15 protein-coding genes are annotated in these 19,348 nt (G+C 54.0%); 4 read left to right on the top strand and 11 right to left on the bottom strand.

Annotation, left to right across the window (positions count from 1 at the left end; all coding sequences use genetic code 11):
* Window positions 1–2: 2 nt before the first annotated feature.
* Window positions 3–2,045, top strand: coding sequence for a response regulator (locus H6G13_RS22350; protein ID WP_190486943.1), 2,043 nt, complete (start codon window positions 3–5; stop codon window positions 2,043–2,045).
* A 184-nt stretch (window positions 2,046–2,229) separates the two neighbouring features.
* Window positions 2,230–3,900, top strand: coding sequence for a solute carrier family 26 protein (locus tag H6G13_RS22355; RefSeq protein WP_190487051.1), 1,671 nt, complete (start codon window positions 2,230–2,232; stop codon window positions 3,898–3,900).
* Here H6G13_RS22355 and H6G13_RS22360 read toward each other — a convergent pair.
* The 10 genes from H6G13_RS22360 to pntA all read right to left on the bottom strand — a co-directional run bounded on the left by H6G13_RS22360 (window position 3,854) and on the right by pntA (window position 15,257).
* On the bottom strand, window positions 3,854–4,522 hold the full coding sequence (locus tag H6G13_RS22360; RefSeq protein ID WP_190486945.1) for an alpha/beta hydrolase: 669 nt from the start codon (window positions 4,520–4,522) through the stop codon (window positions 3,854–3,856). The genes H6G13_RS22355 and H6G13_RS22360 overlap by 47 nt on opposite strands.
* Window positions 4,523–4,690: 168 nt before the next feature.
* Window positions 4,691–6,835, bottom strand: coding sequence for a DUF4114 domain-containing protein (locus tag H6G13_RS22365; protein WP_190486947.1), 2,145 nt, complete (start codon window positions 6,833–6,835; stop codon window positions 4,691–4,693).
* 382 nt (window positions 6,836–7,217) lie between these two features.
* Complete coding sequence (locus H6G13_RS22370; protein WP_190486949.1) at window positions 7,218–7,955, bottom strand: DUF3891 family protein; 738 nt, start codon at window positions 7,953–7,955, stop codon at window positions 7,218–7,220.
* The gene (locus H6G13_RS22375; protein ID WP_190486952.1) at window positions 7,945–8,508 is read right to left on the bottom strand and encodes a GAF domain-containing protein; all 564 of its coding nucleotides are present in this window, start codon (window positions 8,506–8,508) and stop codon (window positions 7,945–7,947) included. Before H6G13_RS22375 ends, H6G13_RS22370 begins: the two co-directional genes overlap by 11 nt.
* 190 nt (window positions 8,509–8,698) lie before the next feature.
* A complete protein-coding gene (locus H6G13_RS22380) occupies window positions 8,699–9,748 on the bottom strand; it encodes a DUF4268 domain-containing protein (RefSeq protein ID WP_190486954.1) in 1,050 nt (349 codons plus the stop codon).
* 240 nt (window positions 9,749–9,988) lie between these two features.
* On the bottom strand, window positions 9,989–11,131 hold the full coding sequence (locus tag H6G13_RS22385) for a tRNA (guanine-N1)-methyltransferase (RefSeq protein ID WP_190486956.1): 1,143 nt from the start codon (window positions 11,129–11,131) through the stop codon (window positions 9,989–9,991).
* Window positions 11,132–11,133: 2 nt separating this feature from the next.
* On the bottom strand, window positions 11,134–11,427 hold the full coding sequence (locus H6G13_RS22390; RefSeq protein WP_190486958.1) for a DUF2103 domain-containing protein: 294 nt from the start codon (window positions 11,425–11,427) through the stop codon (window positions 11,134–11,136).
* A 180-nt stretch (window positions 11,428–11,607) separates the two neighbouring features.
* Window positions 11,608–11,934: an ATP-dependent Clp protease adapter ClpS gene (gene clpS / locus H6G13_RS22395; RefSeq protein ID WP_190486960.1), complete on the bottom strand. Its 327-nt coding sequence runs from the start codon at window positions 11,932–11,934 to the stop codon at window positions 11,608–11,610.
* Window positions 11,935–12,119: 185 nt separating this feature from the next.
* Window positions 12,120–13,541 carry an NAD(P)(+) transhydrogenase (Re/Si-specific) subunit beta gene (locus H6G13_RS22400; protein WP_190486962.1) on the bottom strand — a complete coding sequence of 474 codons (1,422 nt, stop codon included), beginning with the start codon at window positions 13,539–13,541 and terminating at the stop codon, window positions 12,120–12,122.
* Window positions 13,542–13,631: 90 nt separating this feature from the next.
* Entirely contained in the window at window positions 13,632–15,257 is a 1,626-nt protein-coding gene (gene pntA / locus H6G13_RS22405; RefSeq protein ID WP_190486965.1) for a Re/Si-specific NAD(P)(+) transhydrogenase subunit alpha, read from the bottom strand.
* Window positions 15,258–15,783: 526 nt separating this feature from the next.
* Between pntA and H6G13_RS22410 the strand changes: the two genes are divergently transcribed.
* Together H6G13_RS22410 and H6G13_RS22415 are read left to right on the top strand one after the other, a co-directional pair.
* Window positions 15,784–16,383, top strand: a complete 600-nt coding sequence (locus H6G13_RS22410) for a hypothetical protein (protein ID WP_199306502.1) — start codon at window positions 15,784–15,786, stop codon at window positions 16,381–16,383.
* A gap of 151 nt (window positions 16,384–16,534) precedes the next feature.
* The gene (locus tag H6G13_RS22415) at window positions 16,535–18,166 is read left to right on the top strand and encodes an ATP-dependent DNA ligase (protein ID WP_190486967.1); all 1,632 of its coding nucleotides are present in this window, start codon (window positions 16,535–16,537) and stop codon (window positions 18,164–18,166) included.
* Window positions 18,167–18,184: 18 nt separating this feature from the next.
* Here the strand turns inward: H6G13_RS22415 and H6G13_RS22420 are convergent, their stop codons facing one another.
* A complete protein-coding gene (locus H6G13_RS22420) occupies window positions 18,185–19,099 on the bottom strand; it encodes a branched-chain amino acid transaminase (protein ID WP_190486970.1) in 915 nt (304 codons plus the stop codon).
* Between the last annotated feature and the right edge of the window lie 249 nt (window positions 19,100–19,348).

A 19,348-nucleotide genomic window follows, 5' to 3' on the forward strand; every position in this document is an offset into this window, starting at 1 on the left:
TCATGCTCTCTGAGTCGAAAGTGAATATTCTGCTGGTGGACGATCAGCCGGAGAATCTGCTGGCGCTGGAAGCGATTCTGGAGGATTTGGGCCAAAATTTAGTGCGGGCAATGTCTGGAGAAGCCGCCCTCCGCCACCTGCTCCACCAAGACTTTGCCGTCATCCTGCTAGACGTGCAGATGCCCAATATGGACGGCTTTGAGGTAGCCTCACTGATCCGCAGCCGAGAGCGATCGCGCGAAACGCCGATTATTTTTCTCACCGCCTTCAGCACCACCGAACAATTTATGTTTCGCGGCTATGCCCTGGGAGCCGTCGATTATCTCATCAAGCCAATTGCCACCAACGTTTTGAAATCTAAGGTGGCGGTTTTTATTGAGCTGTTTAGAAAAACCGAGGCTCTGCGGCAGCAAACGGCAGCCCTACAGCAGCAGACCGCCCAGCTAGAAACCATCAACACAGAGCTGCAGATGAGTGAAGAGCGGTTTCGCTCCCTCAGCACTTGCTCTCCGGTGGGCGTCTTTGTCACCGAGACGAGCGGCCGATGCGTTTACACAAACCCACGCTTTCAGGCCCTCTGCGGCCTCGCCGAGGAAGCCTGTCAAAATTGGCTCCAGGCAGTTCACGCAGACGATCAGCCAGAGGCTGCAGCAACCTGGTCTGACTATCTGCAGGGAGGGCAGGAGTATTCGCTGGAATTTAGACTGTCCACTCCAGCGGCGGCTCCTCTTTGGGGCCATATCCGGGCAGCTCGGATGTTGTCGGATCAGGGCAAGTTTTTGGGCCATGTAGGCACGATTGAAGATATTACCGAGCGCAAGCAGGCCGAAGCTGCCAATGCCCGCATCATTCGAGAGCAGGCGGCGCGTGAAGAAGCCGAAGCCGCTAACCGAATGAAGGACGAGTTTATTGCCATCTTGTCCCACGAACTGCGAACTCCGCTCAACGCCATTCTGGGCTGGACTCACCTCATCAGATCGCGGCCGTGCAATGAGAGCACCCTGGCCAATGCCCTAGAGATCATTGAGCGCAACGCTCATTCCCAAGCCAAACTGATTGAAGATATTCTAGATGTTTCGCAAATCGTGCGGGGTAAGCTCCAGCTAGAGCGTCATCCAGTCGATCTGGCTGCCGTTGCCAATGCGGCTCTAGACACGGTACGTTCCCTGGCTGAAGCGAAAGGGATCACGCTGGTGCTCCAATTCGACCCCAATTGCGGCTTAGAAGTGGTGGGCGATGCCATGCGGCTGCAGCAGGTGATCTGGAATCTGCTGACCAACGCCGTCAAGTTTACGCCTGAGCAAGGCCGCATTGAGGTTCATGTGTCAGCTGTTGAAGCGGCTGCAGATTCAGAGGCCGACCAGACCCCCCAGCAGTGGGCGCAGGTTCAGGTGATCGACACCGGCATCGGCATCGAACCTGAGTTCTTACCCTACGTCTTCGAGCGCTTCCGCCAGGCCGACAGCACCACCACCCGTAGTCACGGTGGCCTCGGCCTGGGCCTAGCCATTGTTCGCCATCTGGTCGAGCAGCACCAGGGCGCAATTCAGGCAGACAGCCCAGGGCGCAACCAGGGATCTACTTTCACGGTCAGGCTGCCGCTACAGCTGGGACAGTCTCCTGCCCAACCCAGCCGCCCCAGCACCGTCACTCCGGCTACAACCTCTTTAGAGGGCGTGCAGGTGCTAGTCGTAGATGATGATGCCGATACCCTAGCTTTTCTGAGCTGCCTACTGCGAACAGAAGGAGCCCAGGTAACTGCTGCTGCTTCAGCCATTGAAGCGCTAGAGATTCTTAATTCTGAAACTCCCGCTGTGCTCCTGTGCGATATCAGCATGCCCGATATGGACGGCTACACCCTGATGCACAAACTGAGAACTCAAATGAGCGACCCCCAGGCCCAGATCCCTGCGATCGCACTAACTGCCCATGCCCGCCTGTCTGATCAACAGCAGGCCCTCGCTGCCGGATTTCAGAGGCACTTGGCTAAGCCAATTGAGCCTCGTATGTTGGTTCAGGCGATTACTCAGGTAATGAGGCCTTAGGGAGGGTAGAAGAGGGCAAAGAGGAGAAGGCAGAGGACAGGGTGACCAGTTAACGATGTTCTAAGCATTTCAATTAAGGCTGGGATGACCGCGTAAGCTAAACATGAAGGGGTTAACCGTTTCTTAACCCTGATTGAGGTGCGAGGTGAAGGTCATCAACGCGTATTCCAATATTTTTCGATTCATGCCGGGACTGCGGCCGCTGCTGCACTACAAGCCAGCCTGGCTGCGAGGAGATATTCTAGCGGGCGTAACGGTAGCCGCCTACTTGATTCCCCAGTGTATGGCCTATGGAGAGCTAGCGGGGGTCGGGCCGGTAGCAGGGCTGTGGGCAATTTTGCCGCCGATGGTGGTGTACGGGCTGCTGGGCTCGTCGCCCCAGCTCTCGGTCGGCCCAGAATCAACAACGGCGGTGATGACGGCGGCGGCAGTGGCTCCTTTGGCGGCGGCGGGGGGAAGCTACAGTGCGATCGCAGCTCTCCTAGCTATTTTGGTCGGGCTGGTCTGCTTAGTAGGCTATGTGGCTCGTTTAGGCTTTTTAGCCAACCTGCTTTCCAAACCGATTTTGATCGGCTACATGGCCGGGGTAGCGCTGATCATGATCGCCAGTCAGCTGGGCAAAATCAGCGGCATCGATATTGAGGCCGATTCAGTCCTAGGTCAGGTCGGTGAGTTTTTGCAGAAAACTGACCAGATGCACTGGCCCACCTTCCTGCTGGCCGCTCTGGTGCTGACCTTCCTGCTGGTGGTGCAGCGTCGCTTTCCCACGGCTCCTGGCCCGTTGTTGGCAGTACTGCTGGCAACCCTAGCCGTTGCCGTTCTGCGGTTAGATCAGCAGGGAGTAGCCGTAGTCGGCCCCATCCCGGCAGGTCTACCCCAATTTGCCTTGCCTCAGTTTGCAGGCTTAGACCTGCTGCCGCTGCTAGGGTCTGCTGTGGGCATAGCCGTCGTAGGATACTCCGATAACGTGCTAACAGCACGCGCCTTTGCCGCCCGCAACCAGTACAAAATTGATGCCAATCAGGAGCTGTTGGCTCTCGGTGCCGCCAACTTCAGCAATGGTTTAATGCAGGGGTTTCCGATCAGCAGCAGCGGCAGTCGCACCGTGATCGGCGATTCTTTGGGTAGCAAAACCCAACTCTTTTCGGGAGTGGCGATGGGGGTTGTCATTCTGGTGCTACTGTTTCTGCGGCCTGTTCTAGCCCTGTTTCCGGGTGCAGCGCTGGGCGGCATCGTGATTTTTGCTGCTCTCAAGCTGATCGATGTGGTTGAGTTTCAGCGCCTACAACGATTCCGTCGCACCGAGCTGGGGCTGGCCCTAATCACCACCGTTGGGGTTTTGATGACAGACTTGTTGGTAGGAGTTGCGATCGCAGTCAGCCTGTCGGTGATCGACCTGTTTGCCCGAGTCGCCCGTCCCCACGATGCTGTCTTGGGCACTGTGCCAGGGCTGCCGGGGCTACACGATATCGACGACTGGCCCGAAACTTCAACCATTCCGGGCCTGGTCCTGTACCGCTACGATGCACCGCTGTGCTTTGCCAATGTCGAGAACTTCAAGCGCCGAGCCTGGCTGGCAATTGAGGCCGAAACCATTCCAGTAGCCTGGTTTGTGCTCGATACCGAAGCGATTCCTGAAATCGATATCACGGCTCTAGACACGCTGGAGGAGTTTAGCCGGGAACTGAGAACCAGCAGCATTACCTTCGCGATGGCACGGGTCAAGCAAGATCTCTACGCACAGCTCAAGCGCTCAGGGTTGCTAAATCAAATTGGCTCAGAGCACATTTTCCTCACCCTACACACAGCTATTGAGGGGTTCGCAGCCCAGGCTCAGCCACCTCAGCTGAAGTAGCAACCACTGGAATCGCAGTTGTCAATGCCTGCACCACCGCATCTTGAACTGCCGGGTCATTCATCATAAAAGTATGCCAAACGGGCAGCTGCAGTATGCGATCGCACGGCCCCAGTTGCGTCTCACTCAGCGCCACAATACCGTCATTGATCTCATCGCCAAAGGGACTCCAACTACCACGCGGCCCCACTGTACCCGCGATGATAGTGTAGGGGCAGAGCAGCAGCGGCAGCTTCTGATAAAAATCTGGACAGGTCAAATTAAAGCCACACTGGCCGGTAAACCAGCGAAAGGGCAGTACTTGCCAAGCGTGTAGCGCCAGCCGGGGCGGCTGATTCGGCGTACCCAGCATGATTACGTGCTGAGGGCAGTCGCTGGCCCTGCCTCCCAGCGCAGCCCGAATCATCAGCCCCCCCAGAGAGTGAACCACCACCGCATAGGGGCCTTGGGCCGACAGAACCTGCAGCCGCCGCTGCAGCCGCTCAACAATCTGATCAAAAGACTCAGCGAAGGCAAAGTAGCCAAAGTGCTCAGACGTAAACCCAGCCTGGAAAAGCCGCCGCTCCAGACCCATAAGAGAGAGTGAAGTGCGAGCCATGCCGTGAATCAGCAGTACCTTCATGATCAGAAACGGCAGATGAGCGTTGAATTTCCCTCAGGCTATGACCAAAGCCCTGATACAGCCTAGGATAAACAGTTTTGTAGAATAGGCAAACCAAAGCGTGCCCATCAAAGCACTTGTGCTCTTACTATTTAGCCTAAATGTCTTTAGTAATTCACAACAGCTACCTCAGGTCCAGCCCACCGCCGCAGTGCTGACCACCCGCTTCAGGTTAGGTGTAAGTTCCACAGTATAGGCAAAGGGTGAACTCCCTGGCGTTACCTGGGTCATTGCCTGCCCATTAGGGCGACGCGGCGCGAAGAAAGACTGAGCGCTCACAACCAGATTGCCGCTGTTGTTGACAGCCAGCCCGGTAATGCTGAGGCTATTGCTGTTGCCGTTGCTCAGCACTGCCGACAGGTAAACGGCATCTAGCAACTGCCCCGTCGCCAAATCAATTCGGCCTAACACAGCAACCTTAGGTCCACCCCCCTGACCATAGCTTCTTAGCCAAGCCTGCTCAGCACTGGCACTGGCTCGGCGGAAGTCTTGATTGGCAGTGCCCTGAGTACCATCTACGCTGAAGATGCCGTACAGGTCATTACCGCTCCAGGCTAGCCCCAACCCGCGCCCATCTGCCCCGGTCATTTCGTAGTCTGTTCGTACCCAGTTATTCAGTGAGTTAGCGCTGTCAAAGCTGGCAATAATGGGGTTCTGGTTGATACTGCTGACCTGATTCGTCCCGATATAGACCGTGCGACTCCCCAGGGTGATGCGGGCAGCTCCACTGGCGGCAATCTGCGCCTCACTAGAGGCCGGCGTAAACTTCTCTACGCTGTCCACAATCGAGGTCAACACATTTACTCCGGGCTGAGTCGGCAAGCCTGGACTGGTTGGCGTACCCGGCGTACCCGGTACAGACGGAACTTCAACCGGCAACTCCAAAACTGCACCCGGCCAAGTCGGGGCTTCCAGCAGGTTCGAGACAGACTCGACTCGCCCGGTCGCCCCCTCGATTCTAAAAATCACGTCGTTGTAATCCCCATCAGAGCGCTGGTCAAAGCGCAAATCTTCAAGTGCGTAGACCCCCCCGGTTGAACTGCCAGAGAGCTGCCCCATCTGAACATGGCCACGGGGGTTAGCGGCTGATACAGAGAATAGAGGCCTCAGGCTGCCCTCGGCTGATGGTCTTTGCCGCACCATCTCAACAGTGCCATTGGGAACGAGCATAACGGCAATGCGATCGCTGGCCTGCATAGAGAAGACCCGAGTACTCCCAGTGTCCCCAACGCTAGAGATCTCTCCCTCCGACTGGCTGCTGAGCACTGCGCCCTGATCTCGTTCAGAAATCACCACATGGCCCTGCTGGGAGCCGCTCAGCGCCCGGCGGGCTGCCTCTTGAATAAAGGCTTGGGAGCCAGGCTGCAGATTTTCCATGCCGGTTAGGCTAAACAGCGCCACTTGGCCAGAGTAGGAGCCGCCGTCATACACATATTGCACGGTTACTTGGCCTGAGGCCCCGACCGTCAGTACCCCATCTTCTAGCGAGGCCTGTTCCACAGCGAAGGTCTGTCCCTGCCAGGTCAACCCTGCCGTGTCGTCTTCTGCCTTGAGAGCAGCCCAGATCTCCGGGCTGAGTTGCTGCTGCACCAGAGCAGCAAACATCGCCCCCTCATCACCGGGCGAATCCACCCAGTTGAGCTGAGCATCGATGAAATGGCCCAGTTCCTCCAGCAGCACAGCTGTCAGCTCATCGGCTTTAGCGGGCTGTAATAGCTCTTCTGCTAAAAATAGGCGGTTGTGGGCTGCGGCAAACGCACCTTTCGCCTGCAGGCTAGCTAAGGGAACTAGCTCGATCTGAGGCCGAGCCTGCCCCGAAATAATGCCCTCTATTAGCTGCTCTGCCTGACCTAGATGCCAGCTTTCTCCAAACACTTGCCGCATATCCAGCGACCAGTTGGCCCGCTGCCGCCAGTCGCTCAGGTGCGACTTTACTTCTTCCCAAATCGGCTTTAGGTCATCGCCTTCTGTAAATACCAGCAGGTCGTCTGGCTCGGTAGCCAGCAGGCCCTTTTGAGCTAGCGGCCATTCCTGCCAGCCATCTTGATCTCTAAGAGTAGAGGATATAGACAGGCCAATGGACTGAGAACTCCCTGCTCTCCCTGCTGCACCCAGGTACTCCGAAAGCACTGCTAGGGGCATTGCAGTGATTGAGTCGCCGGTCGTGTGGGGTAAAGTTTGGCCCGGCTCCTCAGCAGCAAGATCGGCTAAAACAGTCTCACTACTGGGGGCAGCAAATGGCCTGAGCGCTATCCCAGAAAATTCGTTCGGCATTATAGTGCGCCTCCTATTTAACTGGCGTCAATTGGGTGAGGTCGGTAGAGGCACACCCAGCAGCAGTTTGAGTTTTCCTAAAAGATTGCTAACCGTTGACCATGCTTGAGCATTCAGGTTGACGGGCAGAGATTCAAGGGGCTAGGAGAACTAGGGGGCTATTACGCTTGATCAAAGAGCAGCTATCACCAGCGTCTTTAGAGTAAAGCCGTTTGGCGGAGCGCAGACTCCTTCTGAATATGCCCTGTTTCAGCCTGAAGTCACAGGGGCCCGAAGCCCTCTTCATACGAATTAAAGCAACGAGGACGAGTCCCAACGCAAGGTCTAGCTGCTTGGCAAACCAGCCAGCCTCAAGGGGGTTTCGTTGGAACGTCTTTAGGGTCTAAGCCGCAGCTGTCGGCTCAAAAGTCCAGGTCAGGAGTTTTCGAGGGGCCTGCTTTAGGGCCTGCCGCAGTTCATCGTTGCTTTCGAATTTAAGCTGACTGAGGCAGCTGGCTTCTACGTTAACTGTGATCTTTTCCTCGTTAAAGGGCCAGGGCGTAACGCCAACGCTGCCATTCTCTAGCTGCGAAACGTAGTAGTGTTTCCCGTCGGGGCCAATCTGCACCTCTAACTGCCGCCCTGCCTCTGGCACCTGCTGCTGGCAGAGAATGAGTGACAAGCGATCGCACCAGCGCATGAAGTAGTAGGCCGACTCTACCGCTTTTTCACTTACCCCCAGTTCCTCTCGCCACTGAGCCTGCTGCTGCTGCTGCTGGTCAAGAAATTTCGCCAGATCCTTGTCCTGATCGCGCCTGCCCTCATTGAGAAAGCTGAGGTGCATGGAGGTGAGCAGCGCTACCCAGCGACCTCGATACAGCGCATTCTCGGCATGGCGCTGCATCTTCTCAAGGCCAATTTCCCGCTCCAGTGTGAAGTCTAGAGGGGCCCCAGCTGTGGTGAGCTGGTCTTCTTCCCACTCTTTTTCTAGGTCGTCGTGATGAGAAATGGCGGCCAGGGTTTCATAAATGCGTTGAGGCGTCTTGCTGCGATCCCAGTTTCCGGCGATCTGGGCAGCAAGCAGAGCATGGGCACGGTGATAGATAATCTCCCAGCCCTCATCCTGAAGGTTAACGATCATAAGAAGTTTTTTCGGAATAGTTGGGGTTAAAATGCTCGCTCACATAGGCGATCGCAACAGGCGTCAGACGGGTAACGACTTCGTCGATCAGTGCCCGTTCAGCCTGGTTCCAGACTCGAGGCCGACCAAAGATCGCTGGCTGCAAAACGCCCCACAGTTCACCGTCTTGGCACAGGTGCGCGTGGATCAAGGCACGATGGCCAAAGGTTTTTGCCTCAAAGGCCCGGTTTAAGACTTCGGGGCTGGCCGTCTCCACATCTTCTATAAAAATGGAGGGTTCTGCCCTGACTGCCGCCGCAAACATGGGGTCTTCTTCTACCAGTGAGGGTGGCTCCGGCTTCCAGTCTGGGTCGTACACTTCCGGAATTTCCTCACTGCGCCGCCAGCAAAAAGGCACTCGCCCAATGCGGTGCTGAGGCGATCGCAAGTAGAGAAAGGTGCGATCGCAGTCTAACCGCTCACCTAAGGCAGGCATTAGCGCCGTAAAGACGGCATGAGGAGTATCTTTAGCGCAGATAGGGTTCAAAAACCCGGCTGCATCGAGAAAGATCATAAATAATGAGGCAATCTAGCCAAATGCGGGCCCGACCCTCTCATCGTAAAGATTCTTAATGGTAAAATGCATCACACTCTAGACAGAGCCCCAACCTGGCAGGCCAGCTCAGGGTTAGACCTTGTCCATGCAAACGGGGTACTGTGAACAATACTGATTCGGGTATTGCAAGCACTACAGCAGCGGGCCATCAGCTAGGCAAAATCAACGATCCGCGCGCCGGATTGAAGCTGTAATCTGGCAGCGGCTGGTAATCCGTAGCGTTCAAATGCTTAACTCGCTCTGCAAACACCTCGTGGAATCGCTCTAGGTGATCACAGAGCCAGTGATAATACTCGGGCCAGCGCTCCAGATCGTTCAGGTCCACATTTGGCAGGGCGCAGTAGATGGCGCAGGCTTTATCGTCGGCATGATCGTCCCAGATTAGCGGTAGCCCGATCTCCATCTCAATGGTCTCTTGCTCCTCCGCCAGCAAGTAAAAGTGGGGATGAGCATCTTCCCCAGCTAGATGCAGCTCGGTATAAAGGCAGCCATCCTCCCGATTAATGCTCGTGATAAGCCGAAAGCAGGCCCGCCCGATAGCAAACCTAATGGCATCAATCGGCTCAGGCGTACCGGGCTTGACAATGCTGCCCCGCCGCTCTATTTGCTGACACAGGCCGCTCCAAAAATCCAGGTTTTGCTGCTGAGTTTCGGTCAAGGGCTCTTCCTCAACTTCAGGCACCACCTCGACTTCAGGCACCGTTTGCACCCAGCTTTGGGGCTGCGCTACCGGATTGAAATTGGCAGCCATCGCCACATTGCCAATTCGCCAAAGCTCAATCTCAAGACCAAAAAAGCTGATCTCTTCCTGGGTAATCTGGTTTAACCAATCCAGCGCTGCCCGATGCTCGGCTGAGAAATGACTGGCAATCCAGACAACATTGCAGACATCTAACCCCGCCGCGTAGGTAATCAGCCGGCCTAGATGGCTAAAATCTGTCGTCTCTAACTGATTTTCGATCAAAACCCAGCGATCAGTCGCCTGATCCCGGCACAGCAGATCCACCTGAAACGCACCCACCTGCTGCTCTTCAATGACAACTTCCAGCTCCATCCCAAGGGCGTCTCCCAGGAGCTTGAGGTTGTCAGCCTGCGCCAGCCAGGGCGTGAAATCGGTCTCTTCCCCCTGCCAGTAGGTAGACAAATCAATCTTTTCCAGTCTTCCCAGGGGTGGCCTGGCGGATGGCTCAGACGGCATCGCTAAACGCTCTCAAGCTGCTTTCCTTCGATCCTAACTGTTTAAGGGATGAATGCAGGTGTGGTTAGCAGGATTAGGGGGATTTGAGAGAGAGCTAGGGGCAGAGAGCTAAGAGCAAGAGAACTAGGAGGCTAGGGAACAAAGGGGTTAAAGGCAAAACACATGATTTAACAAAGTAGTTTTTTCGCCCTTTCACCCTTAACCCTCCACTCATCCACCCTCCGCCTCTACCCTCCACCCTCATTTCCGCTGACAATGACGAGCAACGGCAACACACTCAGCCATCGTGGCGTCTGTCTTAACAGCCTCCCAATCTAGGTGAGTAAGGGTGGCGCGAAAGTTGCGATCGCACAGCGCCTGTATCAACACTTCCCGCCGGGGAATATCCATTTGGCCCAGGCGGCCAATTTCTCCGAGGGGGTAGTAGTACGGCGGCATGTCTGCCTCGGCCTGCATAATTTCTAGCAGCTTAACCCGCTTGCCCCAGTCCCAATCAGCGGCCAAGCTTTTCATCTGACTCAGCCAGTGTGGGTCGTGGAGTGGCCCCAGCCAGAGCGGCCCGCTCAGCACCAGCGGATGGGGCTTGAGATAGGTTGCAATGTATCGGTGGCAGGCGCACTGCACGCGTCCAAGCTGCCGCCAGCCCACCGTTTGAAAATGGCCGCAAACGTGGCAGTAGCCGATAAAGCCAGAATGCTCAGCTTCCAGAGGCACACCCATCACTAGCCGCACCATAACCCGGTGCACCTGTCCGTTAAAGAGCGAAAACAGCGGTTGGATGCTAAACCCTTTGGCAGCAGCCTGCTGCATAGCGTGACCTAGCAGCATTCGCAGACCCTGTTCATGCACTGCCGGATGGGATCGGGCATAGGTTCCAAAGGTTTGTAGGCTGTGCTCAGGATCGTGCCCGCTGGTGGAGCGGCCATCGGTGCTGGTCAGATAGAGTAGGCCGCCTAGCCGAGTCGCCCACATGGCGGTGCTGGCGTAGGGCGACGGGCTACCGAAGTTGTCGATATCTACCAGGTCATAAAAGTCTCGCTGCTGGTAGCAGTCAAAAAAAACCTGGTTGGCATCCTGATGGGTAATTCGGTAAGAGCGCGGCCTCATTCCAGTAGAGAGGTTGCGCTCTAGCACTTCTCGATGATCGGGGTTGGCTTCGTTGGCCCACACCCAATCGGCCTCTGCTTCTAGCTGGTAGCGCAGCGGTCTGACACCACAGCCTGTCATAGCATCTAGTACTCTGAGCTGACCGTTTTGTCGTTTATAGACCGCTGCTGCCAAAACAGCCAGATCCCGCCCTACCTGACTTTGAGGTCGGTAGAAGGCGTTGTCTGTAAAGAATGTTGCTTTTCCTTCTTGATGCCACCCTGGGGGTGTGTTCATGCCTAAGTCTGCATGGCCTGTGCGATCGCACCTTCTAGCCTAGCCTGATCAAGTTCGGTCAACACAAACACTTCTTGAACCGTTTTGCCCTTGCGAGCAATTAGTTTATAGCCGCCCCGTGTGGGCACAGATACTTTAATTCGCATATGCGGCGAATGCGCTCGTACATTTGCCAGCACTCCCGGCGTAACCGTCCGAATGCCAGGGTATTCAGATAATTTTTCTAAGATAGGAATCAACCCTGGCAGATGAGTCGAGTGATTCCAGACAAGACGACCTTCAGAAGCGTTGGTCATAGCGGTATTAAAGTTAAATGCTATCTAAAAATCGACAATATCACCGAAGGGGGGCACTTTCGCAGACGCGGCAGTAAGCCCCTAAGAGATTGAAAATGCCCTCCTAAAGTCTTAAGGGTTTGAAATAATACTTTATGTTTCTGGCTGATTTTGCCGGGCTTTAGATATTCGCAACTGGGTTTAAGCCTTTTCCAGAGGAGCCATTGTTAGCCCCGCCCGACTAAGCTGGCTGTGGTAAAGTTCAGCCTGCTCTAGCGGCCCTACCCAAACTGTTGCTTGGCCCTCGAAATGAATTTGATTGGTCAACTGCTTAGCCTGGTCGGCAGACATCCCAGGAATGTATTTGACCAAACAGCTGATCACATGATCAAACGTATTGAAATCATCGTTGAGCACAATGATTTTGTAATTAGGGTATGGATTGCGCACTGTCTGACTGGTCTTTTCAGGCGCAATAGTCGGCGCAGCAGAAACAGCTCTCGGTGCGGCTGACACAACCCAGTTCATAGTCCTGTAGAGAAACGCTTCATGAAAATACACTTACATGTCTACCCAGTCTACCGAATCTTGAAAATTTTGCAGAAAGGAATTCAAGCGGCAGACAGGAGCTTTTGATGCGATCGCAAACCCATTGTTTGGCCGTCAGTAGTTTGGGACTGCTGACGGCCACAGGTGCTTCTCAGGCTTGACCTCTAAACGACCGCTAATGCTTCAGGCGCTGTCGTCCGGGTGGCTAGCTTAGCCAAGATGCCGTTAATGTTGGCCTTGGCATCTCCAAACAGCATTAGCGTGTTGTCTTTGTAAAACAAGGGATTATCGACCCCAGCATAGCCCGCCGACAGGCTGCGCTTGAGCACCACTACCTGGCCCGCTTTCCACACCTCCATCACCGGCATACCGGCAATCGGGCTGCCAGGATCTTCCTGAGCAATAGGGTTCACCGTATCGTTAGCCCCAATTACCAGCACTAGGTCTGTCTGGGGAAAATCTTCGTTGATTTCATCCATTTCCAGCACAATGTCGTAGGGGACATTGGCTTCGGCCAGCAGCACGTTCATATGACCAGGCATCCGGCCCGCCACTGGGTGAATGCCAAATCGTACCTGCTTACCCTGCCGCCGCAAAATCTGGGTAATTTCAGAAATTGCGTGCTGTGCCTGAGCCACAGCCATGCCATACCCCGGCACAATAATAATGTCATTAGCCTGATCGAGTAGCTCTACCGCTTCTTCAGCCGTGGTAGAAACTGCCTCACCCTGCTGGCCCTTCTGGCTGCTAGTCGAGCTTACACCCTCCCCAAAGCCGCCTAGCAGCACGTTGAGAAAAGAGCGGTTCATGCCCTTGCACATGATGTAGCTGAGAATGGCTCCGCTGCTGCCCACCAGCGTTCCCGCAATGATCAGCATGTCATTGCCCAGCATAAAACCTGTCGCTGTTGAGGCCCAGCCAGAGTAGCTGTTGAGCATGGAAATGACTACCGCCATATCCGCGCCGCCAATGGCCAGCACGATGTGAACGCCAAAGATAGCTGCGATCGCAGCCATTCCTGCCAGCGGCACCAGCCCACCTGTGCCGGTTGCGCCCATAAACGGCACGATCAGCGCGATCATCGTTCCTAGCATCGTCAGGTTAAGCAGATGGCGGGCAGGCAGCAGCAGTGGCTTACCGGGCAGCCTCCCCTGCAGCTTACCCACTGCCACCAGCGACCCGGTAAAGGTGACCATGCCGATAAACACCCCAGCATAGATCTCCACCAGGTGAATGGTGTGCTCAGCTCCCTCATAGCCCGTACCAGGCCGCAGGTACTCAGCAAAGCCCACCAACACCGCCGCCAGACCCACAAAGCTGTTTAACAGGGCCACCATCTCTGGCATGCCCGTCATGGGCACCCGAGCTGCCGCCCAAACCCCAATCACAATGCCCAGTCCCAGAGCCCCGCCCTGGAGCCAGTAGCCCTGGCACACCAAGGCCGTCGCCAAAAACGCAACGACCATGCCAGCAATACCATAGAGGTTGCCGCGCTTAGCAGTTTCAGGGTAAGACAAACCGCCCAGACTGAGAATAAAAAGAGCGCTGGCCGCGATGTAGGCGACCGTGAGGAGATTATTTGACATAAGTGCTTTGGTAAAGGGTTGAGAAGGCAGAAGGTTGAGGGTTAAGGGCAGAAGGTTGAGGGTTGTTCCGGTGCTCTATGGCCCTGTTAGCTACCTGTGAAACATGTTCAGCATTCGCTGGGTCACCATGAAGCCGCCAGCCACATTGACCATGCCAAGGACAACTGCGATCGCACCCAAGATCGTGACGGGTGAAGTCCAATCGCTAGAGATCTGCAGCATGCCACCGATGATGATGATGCCGCTAATCGCATTGGTAACGCTCATTAAAGGCGTATGTAGCGCCGGGGCCACATCCCAAATCACTTTCCAGCCCAGAAAAATCGAGAGTACAAACACCGTCAAGTGTGACAGGAATGAGTCTGGAGCCCAAAAGCCCACTGCAATCAAAGCCAGCGTGATCAGCGTGGTCCATACCACCGTGCCCAACCATCCTTTGTCAGGTTGAGCTGCTCCATCGGTTGATTTCCCTTCCTCTAGGTTCTGCGCCATCGGCTTTTCCTGAGCAGGCAGCGGCGCAGGTCGAGGTGCGGGCCAGGTAACTTCTCCAGCTCGCATCACCGTCGTTCCCCGAATCACCTCATCCTCAAAATTGAGGTTGTATTGGGCCGAACCCCCCAGGTCATGTAGCAGGTGGTAGAGGTTGGTGCCATAGAGTTGGCTAGCCTGAGAGGCCATGCGGCTAGGCAAATCGGTTAAGCCCACAATCCTCACGCCACTGTGGCTAGAGACTTCGCCAGGTTGGGTCACTTCGCAGTTTCCCCCTTGCTCTGCCGCCATATCAACCACAACCGATCCCGGCTTCATACTCTCCACCATGTCCCGAGTAATCAGCAGGGGCGCTTTTTTACCCGGGATCAGCGCCGTGGTGACAATAATATCGACTTCCCTAGCTTGCTGAGCAAACAGGGCCATCTCCGCTGCAATAAAGGCTGGGCTCATTTCCTTGGCATAGCCACCCGTCCCAGAGCCATCTTCCTGAAAATGCAGCTCTAGAAACTCAGCCCCCAAACTCTGCACCTGTTCCTTGACAGCAGGCCGAGTGTCAAAAGCTTTGACCACCGCACCCAGGCTACGGGCTGTGCCAATAGCTGCCAGACCCGCCACCCCAGCCCCAATCACCAGCACCCGCGCCGGAGGCATTTTGCCCGCTGCCGTAATCTGTCCAGTGAAACAACGGCCAAACTGATTAGCAGCTTCTATCACAGCCCGGTAACCGGCGATATTGGCCATCGAGCTAAGGGCATCCATCTTCTGAGCCCGGGAAATGCGGGGCACTAGATCCATCGCCAACACCGTAGCCCGGCGCTCAGCTAGTTTGCCCATTAAGTCCGGGTTTTGGGCAGGCCAGATAAAGCTGATCAAAGTCTTTTCTGCAGGCAGCAAATCTGCCTCATGTGTCCCCAAAGTTGGGTGCTCAATCGGAGGCCGCACCTTCAACACGATGTCCGCTTGCTGCCAAATCGACTGGGGATCAGGCAGAATCTCACACCCTACCGCTGCATAGGCAGCATCGGGGAAACTGGCTGCCTCCCCAGCACCACTCTCAATCAAAACTTCAAAACCCAGCTTTTGCAGCTTTTTAGCCGTTTCAGGCGTAGCCGCTACCCGGCTCTCTCCGGCAAACACCTCTTTGGGAATGCCAACCCGTTTAGGCTGATTCCCTCCAGCAGATTGAGTCTCTAAGCTGGTTTCTAGCTCAGTGGCTATAGTCATGCAAGCTCCTTGTTGTGCAATAGACTGATTTGCCAACAGTCAAATTCAGGTCAGTATTTTTAGATTGGATTTAAGACTGGCAACGAACACAACCTATAGACAAAGGCCGTTCTCGCTCGTTTTTTTAAGGATGGTCTCTGTGACAGCAGGATGAATTACTTAAAACCTTGTAGCCAGCTCCAGAATTTTGACTCTAACGTTGAAACTCAGATATCTGTGGCAATCCACAAAGATTTCGTTAATAAAACGAAACTTTCTTAACGTTCATTCAACCAGCTTGAGCCTTCTCTAAAGCGCTATCTCTTGGATAGTAATGGATAGTCAAACTAACAACAAATGCTGCCGTTAAAACTTCAGAAATGTTTTATGAAATAGCTAGCTGCTCATGCCCTAGGTTTACTACGTTGTCACGATTTAGAGACATCAGGGCTATTCTACTGCCGCCAGAGAAATTGCCACAGCAGCCTCACTAAATCATTCCTTTTGTCCCAAAATAGGTAACATTCGTCGAATTTCCTGACTCCCCTTGCCTCATACCCCTATCCGCTCTTCAGTCCTACCTCTGGCCTCGTTCCGTCCCCTCATCATCGGTTTACTGTTTCTGCCCGCCGCACTGGGTCTCTTTAGACAAGTCATGAGAGGCTTGGGCTGGAGCCAAGGGGCTAGCCTTGACTGGCCCCTTGGCATCTTGGCTCTAGGGACCTTGTTGATTTGCCTGGAGCAGGCTCACATGGCGATCGCAGACCTGCAGCAAATCGAAGCCACCCAACAGCAGGTGCAAGACCGACGTCTAAATCGGTTTCACTGGGTCACTCTTAGCACTATTGCGATCGAACTAGCAGGTTTTTATGCGGCCAGTATCTGGATTGGCTGGGGAGCCTTGATCGTTTTGCTGAGTCAGGTCTGGTTTAACCTACTGGCCCGCATCCAATTGCAGCCTGGAACGACTAAGCCTGTTCGATCCTGCGGCGTAGCTCAGCGCCTACCTGTGTTGCTAGCCGATGGAGTCAGCCTGCTGCTGATCGGCCTATGGATCGCTCAAGTTGCGCCCATCTGGAATGCCGTCCTGCTGCTAGCAATCGTGCTTCTTTACGGATGGGTAAAGTACATTCAGCCAGCCAAGTAATTTTTAGAGCTTTCAGGCAGATCTGTTCAAGCTTGTTGAGCAAGCCACTACAAGAAACATAGCAACCTCAGCGGTACAGCCTAATCACTCCTCCAAGGCAGTTTTCAAAAAAGTGTCATCATGACTGTAAGAAACCCCTGTATTTTCTGTCATGAAACGCTTCACCGAGCTTTTTGAGGCCGTTGACTCCACAACATCGACCAACGAGAAGGTGCAGGCGCTTCAAAGCTATTTCCAGCAAGAATCTGCCGCTAACGCAGTCTGGGCACTCTATTTGCTCTTGGGAAAGACACGCAAGCGGCTCGTTACCTCCCGCATCTTGAGAGACGTTTTTCTACAAATTTCTGACATTCCTGAATGGCTCTTCAAGGAGTGTTACGCTCACGTTGGCGACTCTGCTGAGGTCATCGCCCTGCTGCTGCGAGACACGCCGCTTCTAACCCAATCTAGTGCTGACGTTCCTTCCCAATCTAGTGCTGACGTTCCTTTACATCAGTGGATGGAAGACATTATTCCACTGGTGAAGTCCGTTAAGGCAGAGGTTGACTTGAGCCAGTTAATTACCTCTTGGTGGGCTGCCCTAAAAGGTCAGGAGATCTTTGTGCTCAATAAGGTACTGACTGGCGCTTTTCGCTTTGGGGCCTCTGAAAAGCTGGTCATAAAGGGGCTTTCTAAGGCCTGTGGCTTGTCAGAAGCCGTTTTGGCTCATCGCCTAATGGGTGATTTTGAGCCGACTACCGAGTTTTACCAGCAGCTAACTAGCCCAGAAACCACTCAAAGCAGCCCCAGCCAGCCCTACCCCTTCTTTCTAGCCTCCCTAATTGACGAGGATAAGTTCAAAACCGAGGATTTCTCTCAATGGGGTGCCGAGTGGAAGTGGGACGGCATCCGAGCTCAAATCATTAAGCGGGCGGATCAAGTTTTCATTTGGTCCCGTGGGGAAGATCTCGTCACCCAGCAGTTCCCTGAGCTAGAAGCCGCGTGTCAGATTTTTCCTAACGGCACCGTGCTCGATGGTGAAATTCTCTGTTGGCAGGAGGGAGCACCCCTCGACTTCAACCATCTGCAAAAACGCTTGGGTCGCAAGCGGGTAACGCAAAAAATACTGGAGGAATGCCCAGTTCACTTTATTGCCTATGATCTGCTGGAACATCAGGGACAGGATATTCGAGGTAAAAAACTGTGCGATCGCCGATCCCTCCTAGCCCAAGTTCTAACCCAAGCACCTACTGAGCGAACTCACCAGTCTCAAAATCTAGCCTTTGACTCGTTTTTGGCCCTTCAGAAAATTCGCGAAACATCCCGCCAGCAAGGAGCCGAAGGGCTCCTTCTAAAAGCCCTAAACAGCCCCTATTTAGTGGGTCGCAAACGCGGCTACTGGTGGAAATACAAAGTTGACCCCATGAGTCTCGATGCTGTTTTAATTTACGCTCAGGCAGGCAGCGGTAAACGAGCCAACCTCTTCACCGATTACACGTTTGCCCTCTGGCAAGGCGAATCATTGGTTCCCTTTGCCAAAGCTTACTCTGGCCTGGATAACAAAGAAATCGAAGCGCTAGATCGGTGGATTCGCCGCCACACTTTAGAAAGATTTGGTCCGGTTCGCTCTGTCGAACCCATTCACGTCTTCGAGATTGGCTTTGAGGGGATCACACAGTCCACTCGGCACAAATCCGGTATTTCCGTCCGCTTTCCCCGCATTCTGCGCTGGCGCAAAGACAAACCTGCGGCCGAAGCCGACACGCTTGAAAATGCCCTCAAGCTTTTGACAAACTGCAGGTAAGTTACAAAGTGCTGCTACTCAAGCTACTTCAATCGGAAAAACCCACTTCTGGTAAGCTGGGTCACGGTTCTCAACCACTGCGCTCAGTTTTTCCCGCAATTTTTCTGTAACGGGGCGCGACTGAGGCATGTGATGAGTTTCAATCTGCCTAACAGGCGTAATTTTTGCTGCAGTTCCACTAAGAAACACCTCGTCAGCGATAAACAGCTCAGACTTATCAACGGGGCGTTCAATTACCTCTATCTCCAAATCTTTTGCGATCGTAATGATGCTTTCTCGCGTAATTCCTTCCAAGATATCTTGGTCATAGCCTGGCGTAATTAGCTTGCCGGCTCTAACGATAAAGACATTCATGCCCGAGGCTTCACTGACCTTACCTTGAGTATTCATCAGAATGGCTTCATCAAACCCCGACTCCACTGCTTCCGTTTTAGCTAGAGAAGAAGTAATATAAGCCCCACTGATTTTGCCCCGCAAAGGCAGACTCCGATCCTCTTGGCGGTACCAAGAGCTAATTCGGCAACTAACTCCTTCTGGTGATAAATAATCCCCCAACTCCAGACCGTAAACAAAAAAGTCTTTCTCAACGTTATGCAACCGTGGAGAAATACCCAGATCGGAGGTGTAAACAAGAGGACGGATGTAGAAAGAAACCTGAGGGCGGTTTCGTCTGACAAACTCAATAATAACGCTTTGAATTTTGTCGGCAGGCAAACCAAAATTGAGAAGACGCGCACTGCTACTGAGGCGTTGGCAATGACGATCTAAACGAAATAGCAATATTTGGCTGGGATTTTGTGGGTCAGGAATCCCTCTTAAGCCACCAAAAGCGCCTGTACCATAATGCAAAGCATGAGTAGCAATAGAAATATTGGCGTCTTCAAATGCCGTGAACTGACCTTTAAAGTAGGCAACCGGCAAAAATTGATGCATAACATTTAACTGAACTGGAGTCTCTATTTAACATAGAGGATTATTTTACCCAAACACAGTCCAAGCACCAATCTCTGTTCAACTCCTGCTCAAAGCAAAAGCCCTCATCCATTGAAGGAAGAGGGCTTTTGGAAGATAGACCAGGCATCGAGCTATTTTGACAAGGGGCAACCCCCTCACTATTTTCGCCGCTGCTGCGTTTCACGTTCCGAGTTCGAGATGGAGTCGGTGTGGGTCCACAGCGCCATT

Source organism: Pseudanabaena sp. FACHB-2040, assembly GCF_014696715.1.
In the GTDB taxonomy this organism is placed as follows: Bacteria; Cyanobacteriota; Cyanobacteriia; order Phormidesmidales; family Phormidesmidaceae; genus JACVSF01.

Excerpts from the sequence above, each read along its gene's own strand:
- H6G13_RS22350 (WP_190486943.1), top strand. The coding sequence starts at position 3 with ATGCTCTCTGAGTCGAAAGTGAATATTCTGCTGGTGGACGATCAGCCG.
- H6G13_RS22355 (WP_190487051.1), top strand. The coding sequence starts at position 2,230 with ATGCCGGGACTGCGGCCGCTGCTGCACTACAAGCCAGCCTGGCTGCGA.
- H6G13_RS22360 (WP_190486945.1), bottom strand. The coding sequence starts at position 4,522 with ATGAAGGTACTGCTGATTCACGGCATGGCTCGCACTTCACTCTCTCTT.
- H6G13_RS22365 (WP_190486947.1), bottom strand. The coding sequence starts at position 6,835 with ATGCCGAACGAATTTTCTGGGATAGCGCTCAGGCCATTTGCTGCCCCC.
- H6G13_RS22370 (WP_190486949.1), bottom strand. The coding sequence starts at position 7,955 with ATGATCGTTAACCTTCAGGATGAGGGCTGGGAGATTATCTATCACCGT.
- H6G13_RS22375 (WP_190486952.1), bottom strand. The coding sequence starts at position 8,508 with ATGATCTTTCTCGATGCAGCCGGGTTTTTGAACCCTATCTGCGCTAAA.
- H6G13_RS22380 (WP_190486954.1), bottom strand. The coding sequence starts at position 9,748 with ATGCCGTCTGAGCCATCCGCCAGGCCACCCCTGGGAAGACTGGAAAAG.
- H6G13_RS22385 (WP_190486956.1), bottom strand. The coding sequence starts at position 11,131 with ATGAACACACCCCCAGGGTGGCATCAAGAAGGAAAAGCAACATTCTTT.
- H6G13_RS22390 (WP_190486958.1), bottom strand. The coding sequence starts at position 11,427 with ATGACCAACGCTTCTGAAGGTCGTCTTGTCTGGAATCACTCGACTCAT.
- clpS (WP_190486960.1), bottom strand. The coding sequence starts at position 11,934 with ATGAACTGGGTTGTGTCAGCCGCACCGAGAGCTGTTTCTGCTGCGCCG.
- H6G13_RS22400 (WP_190486962.1), bottom strand. The coding sequence starts at position 13,541 with ATGTCAAATAATCTCCTCACGGTCGCCTACATCGCGGCCAGCGCTCTT.
- pntA (WP_190486965.1), bottom strand. The coding sequence starts at position 15,257 with ATGACTATAGCCACTGAGCTAGAAACCAGCTTAGAGACTCAATCTGCT.
- H6G13_RS22415 (WP_190486967.1), top strand. The coding sequence starts at position 16,535 with ATGAAACGCTTCACCGAGCTTTTTGAGGCCGTTGACTCCACAACATCG.
- H6G13_RS22420 (WP_190486970.1), bottom strand. The coding sequence starts at position 19,099 with ATGCATCAATTTTTGCCGGTTGCCTACTTTAAAGGTCAGTTCACGGCA.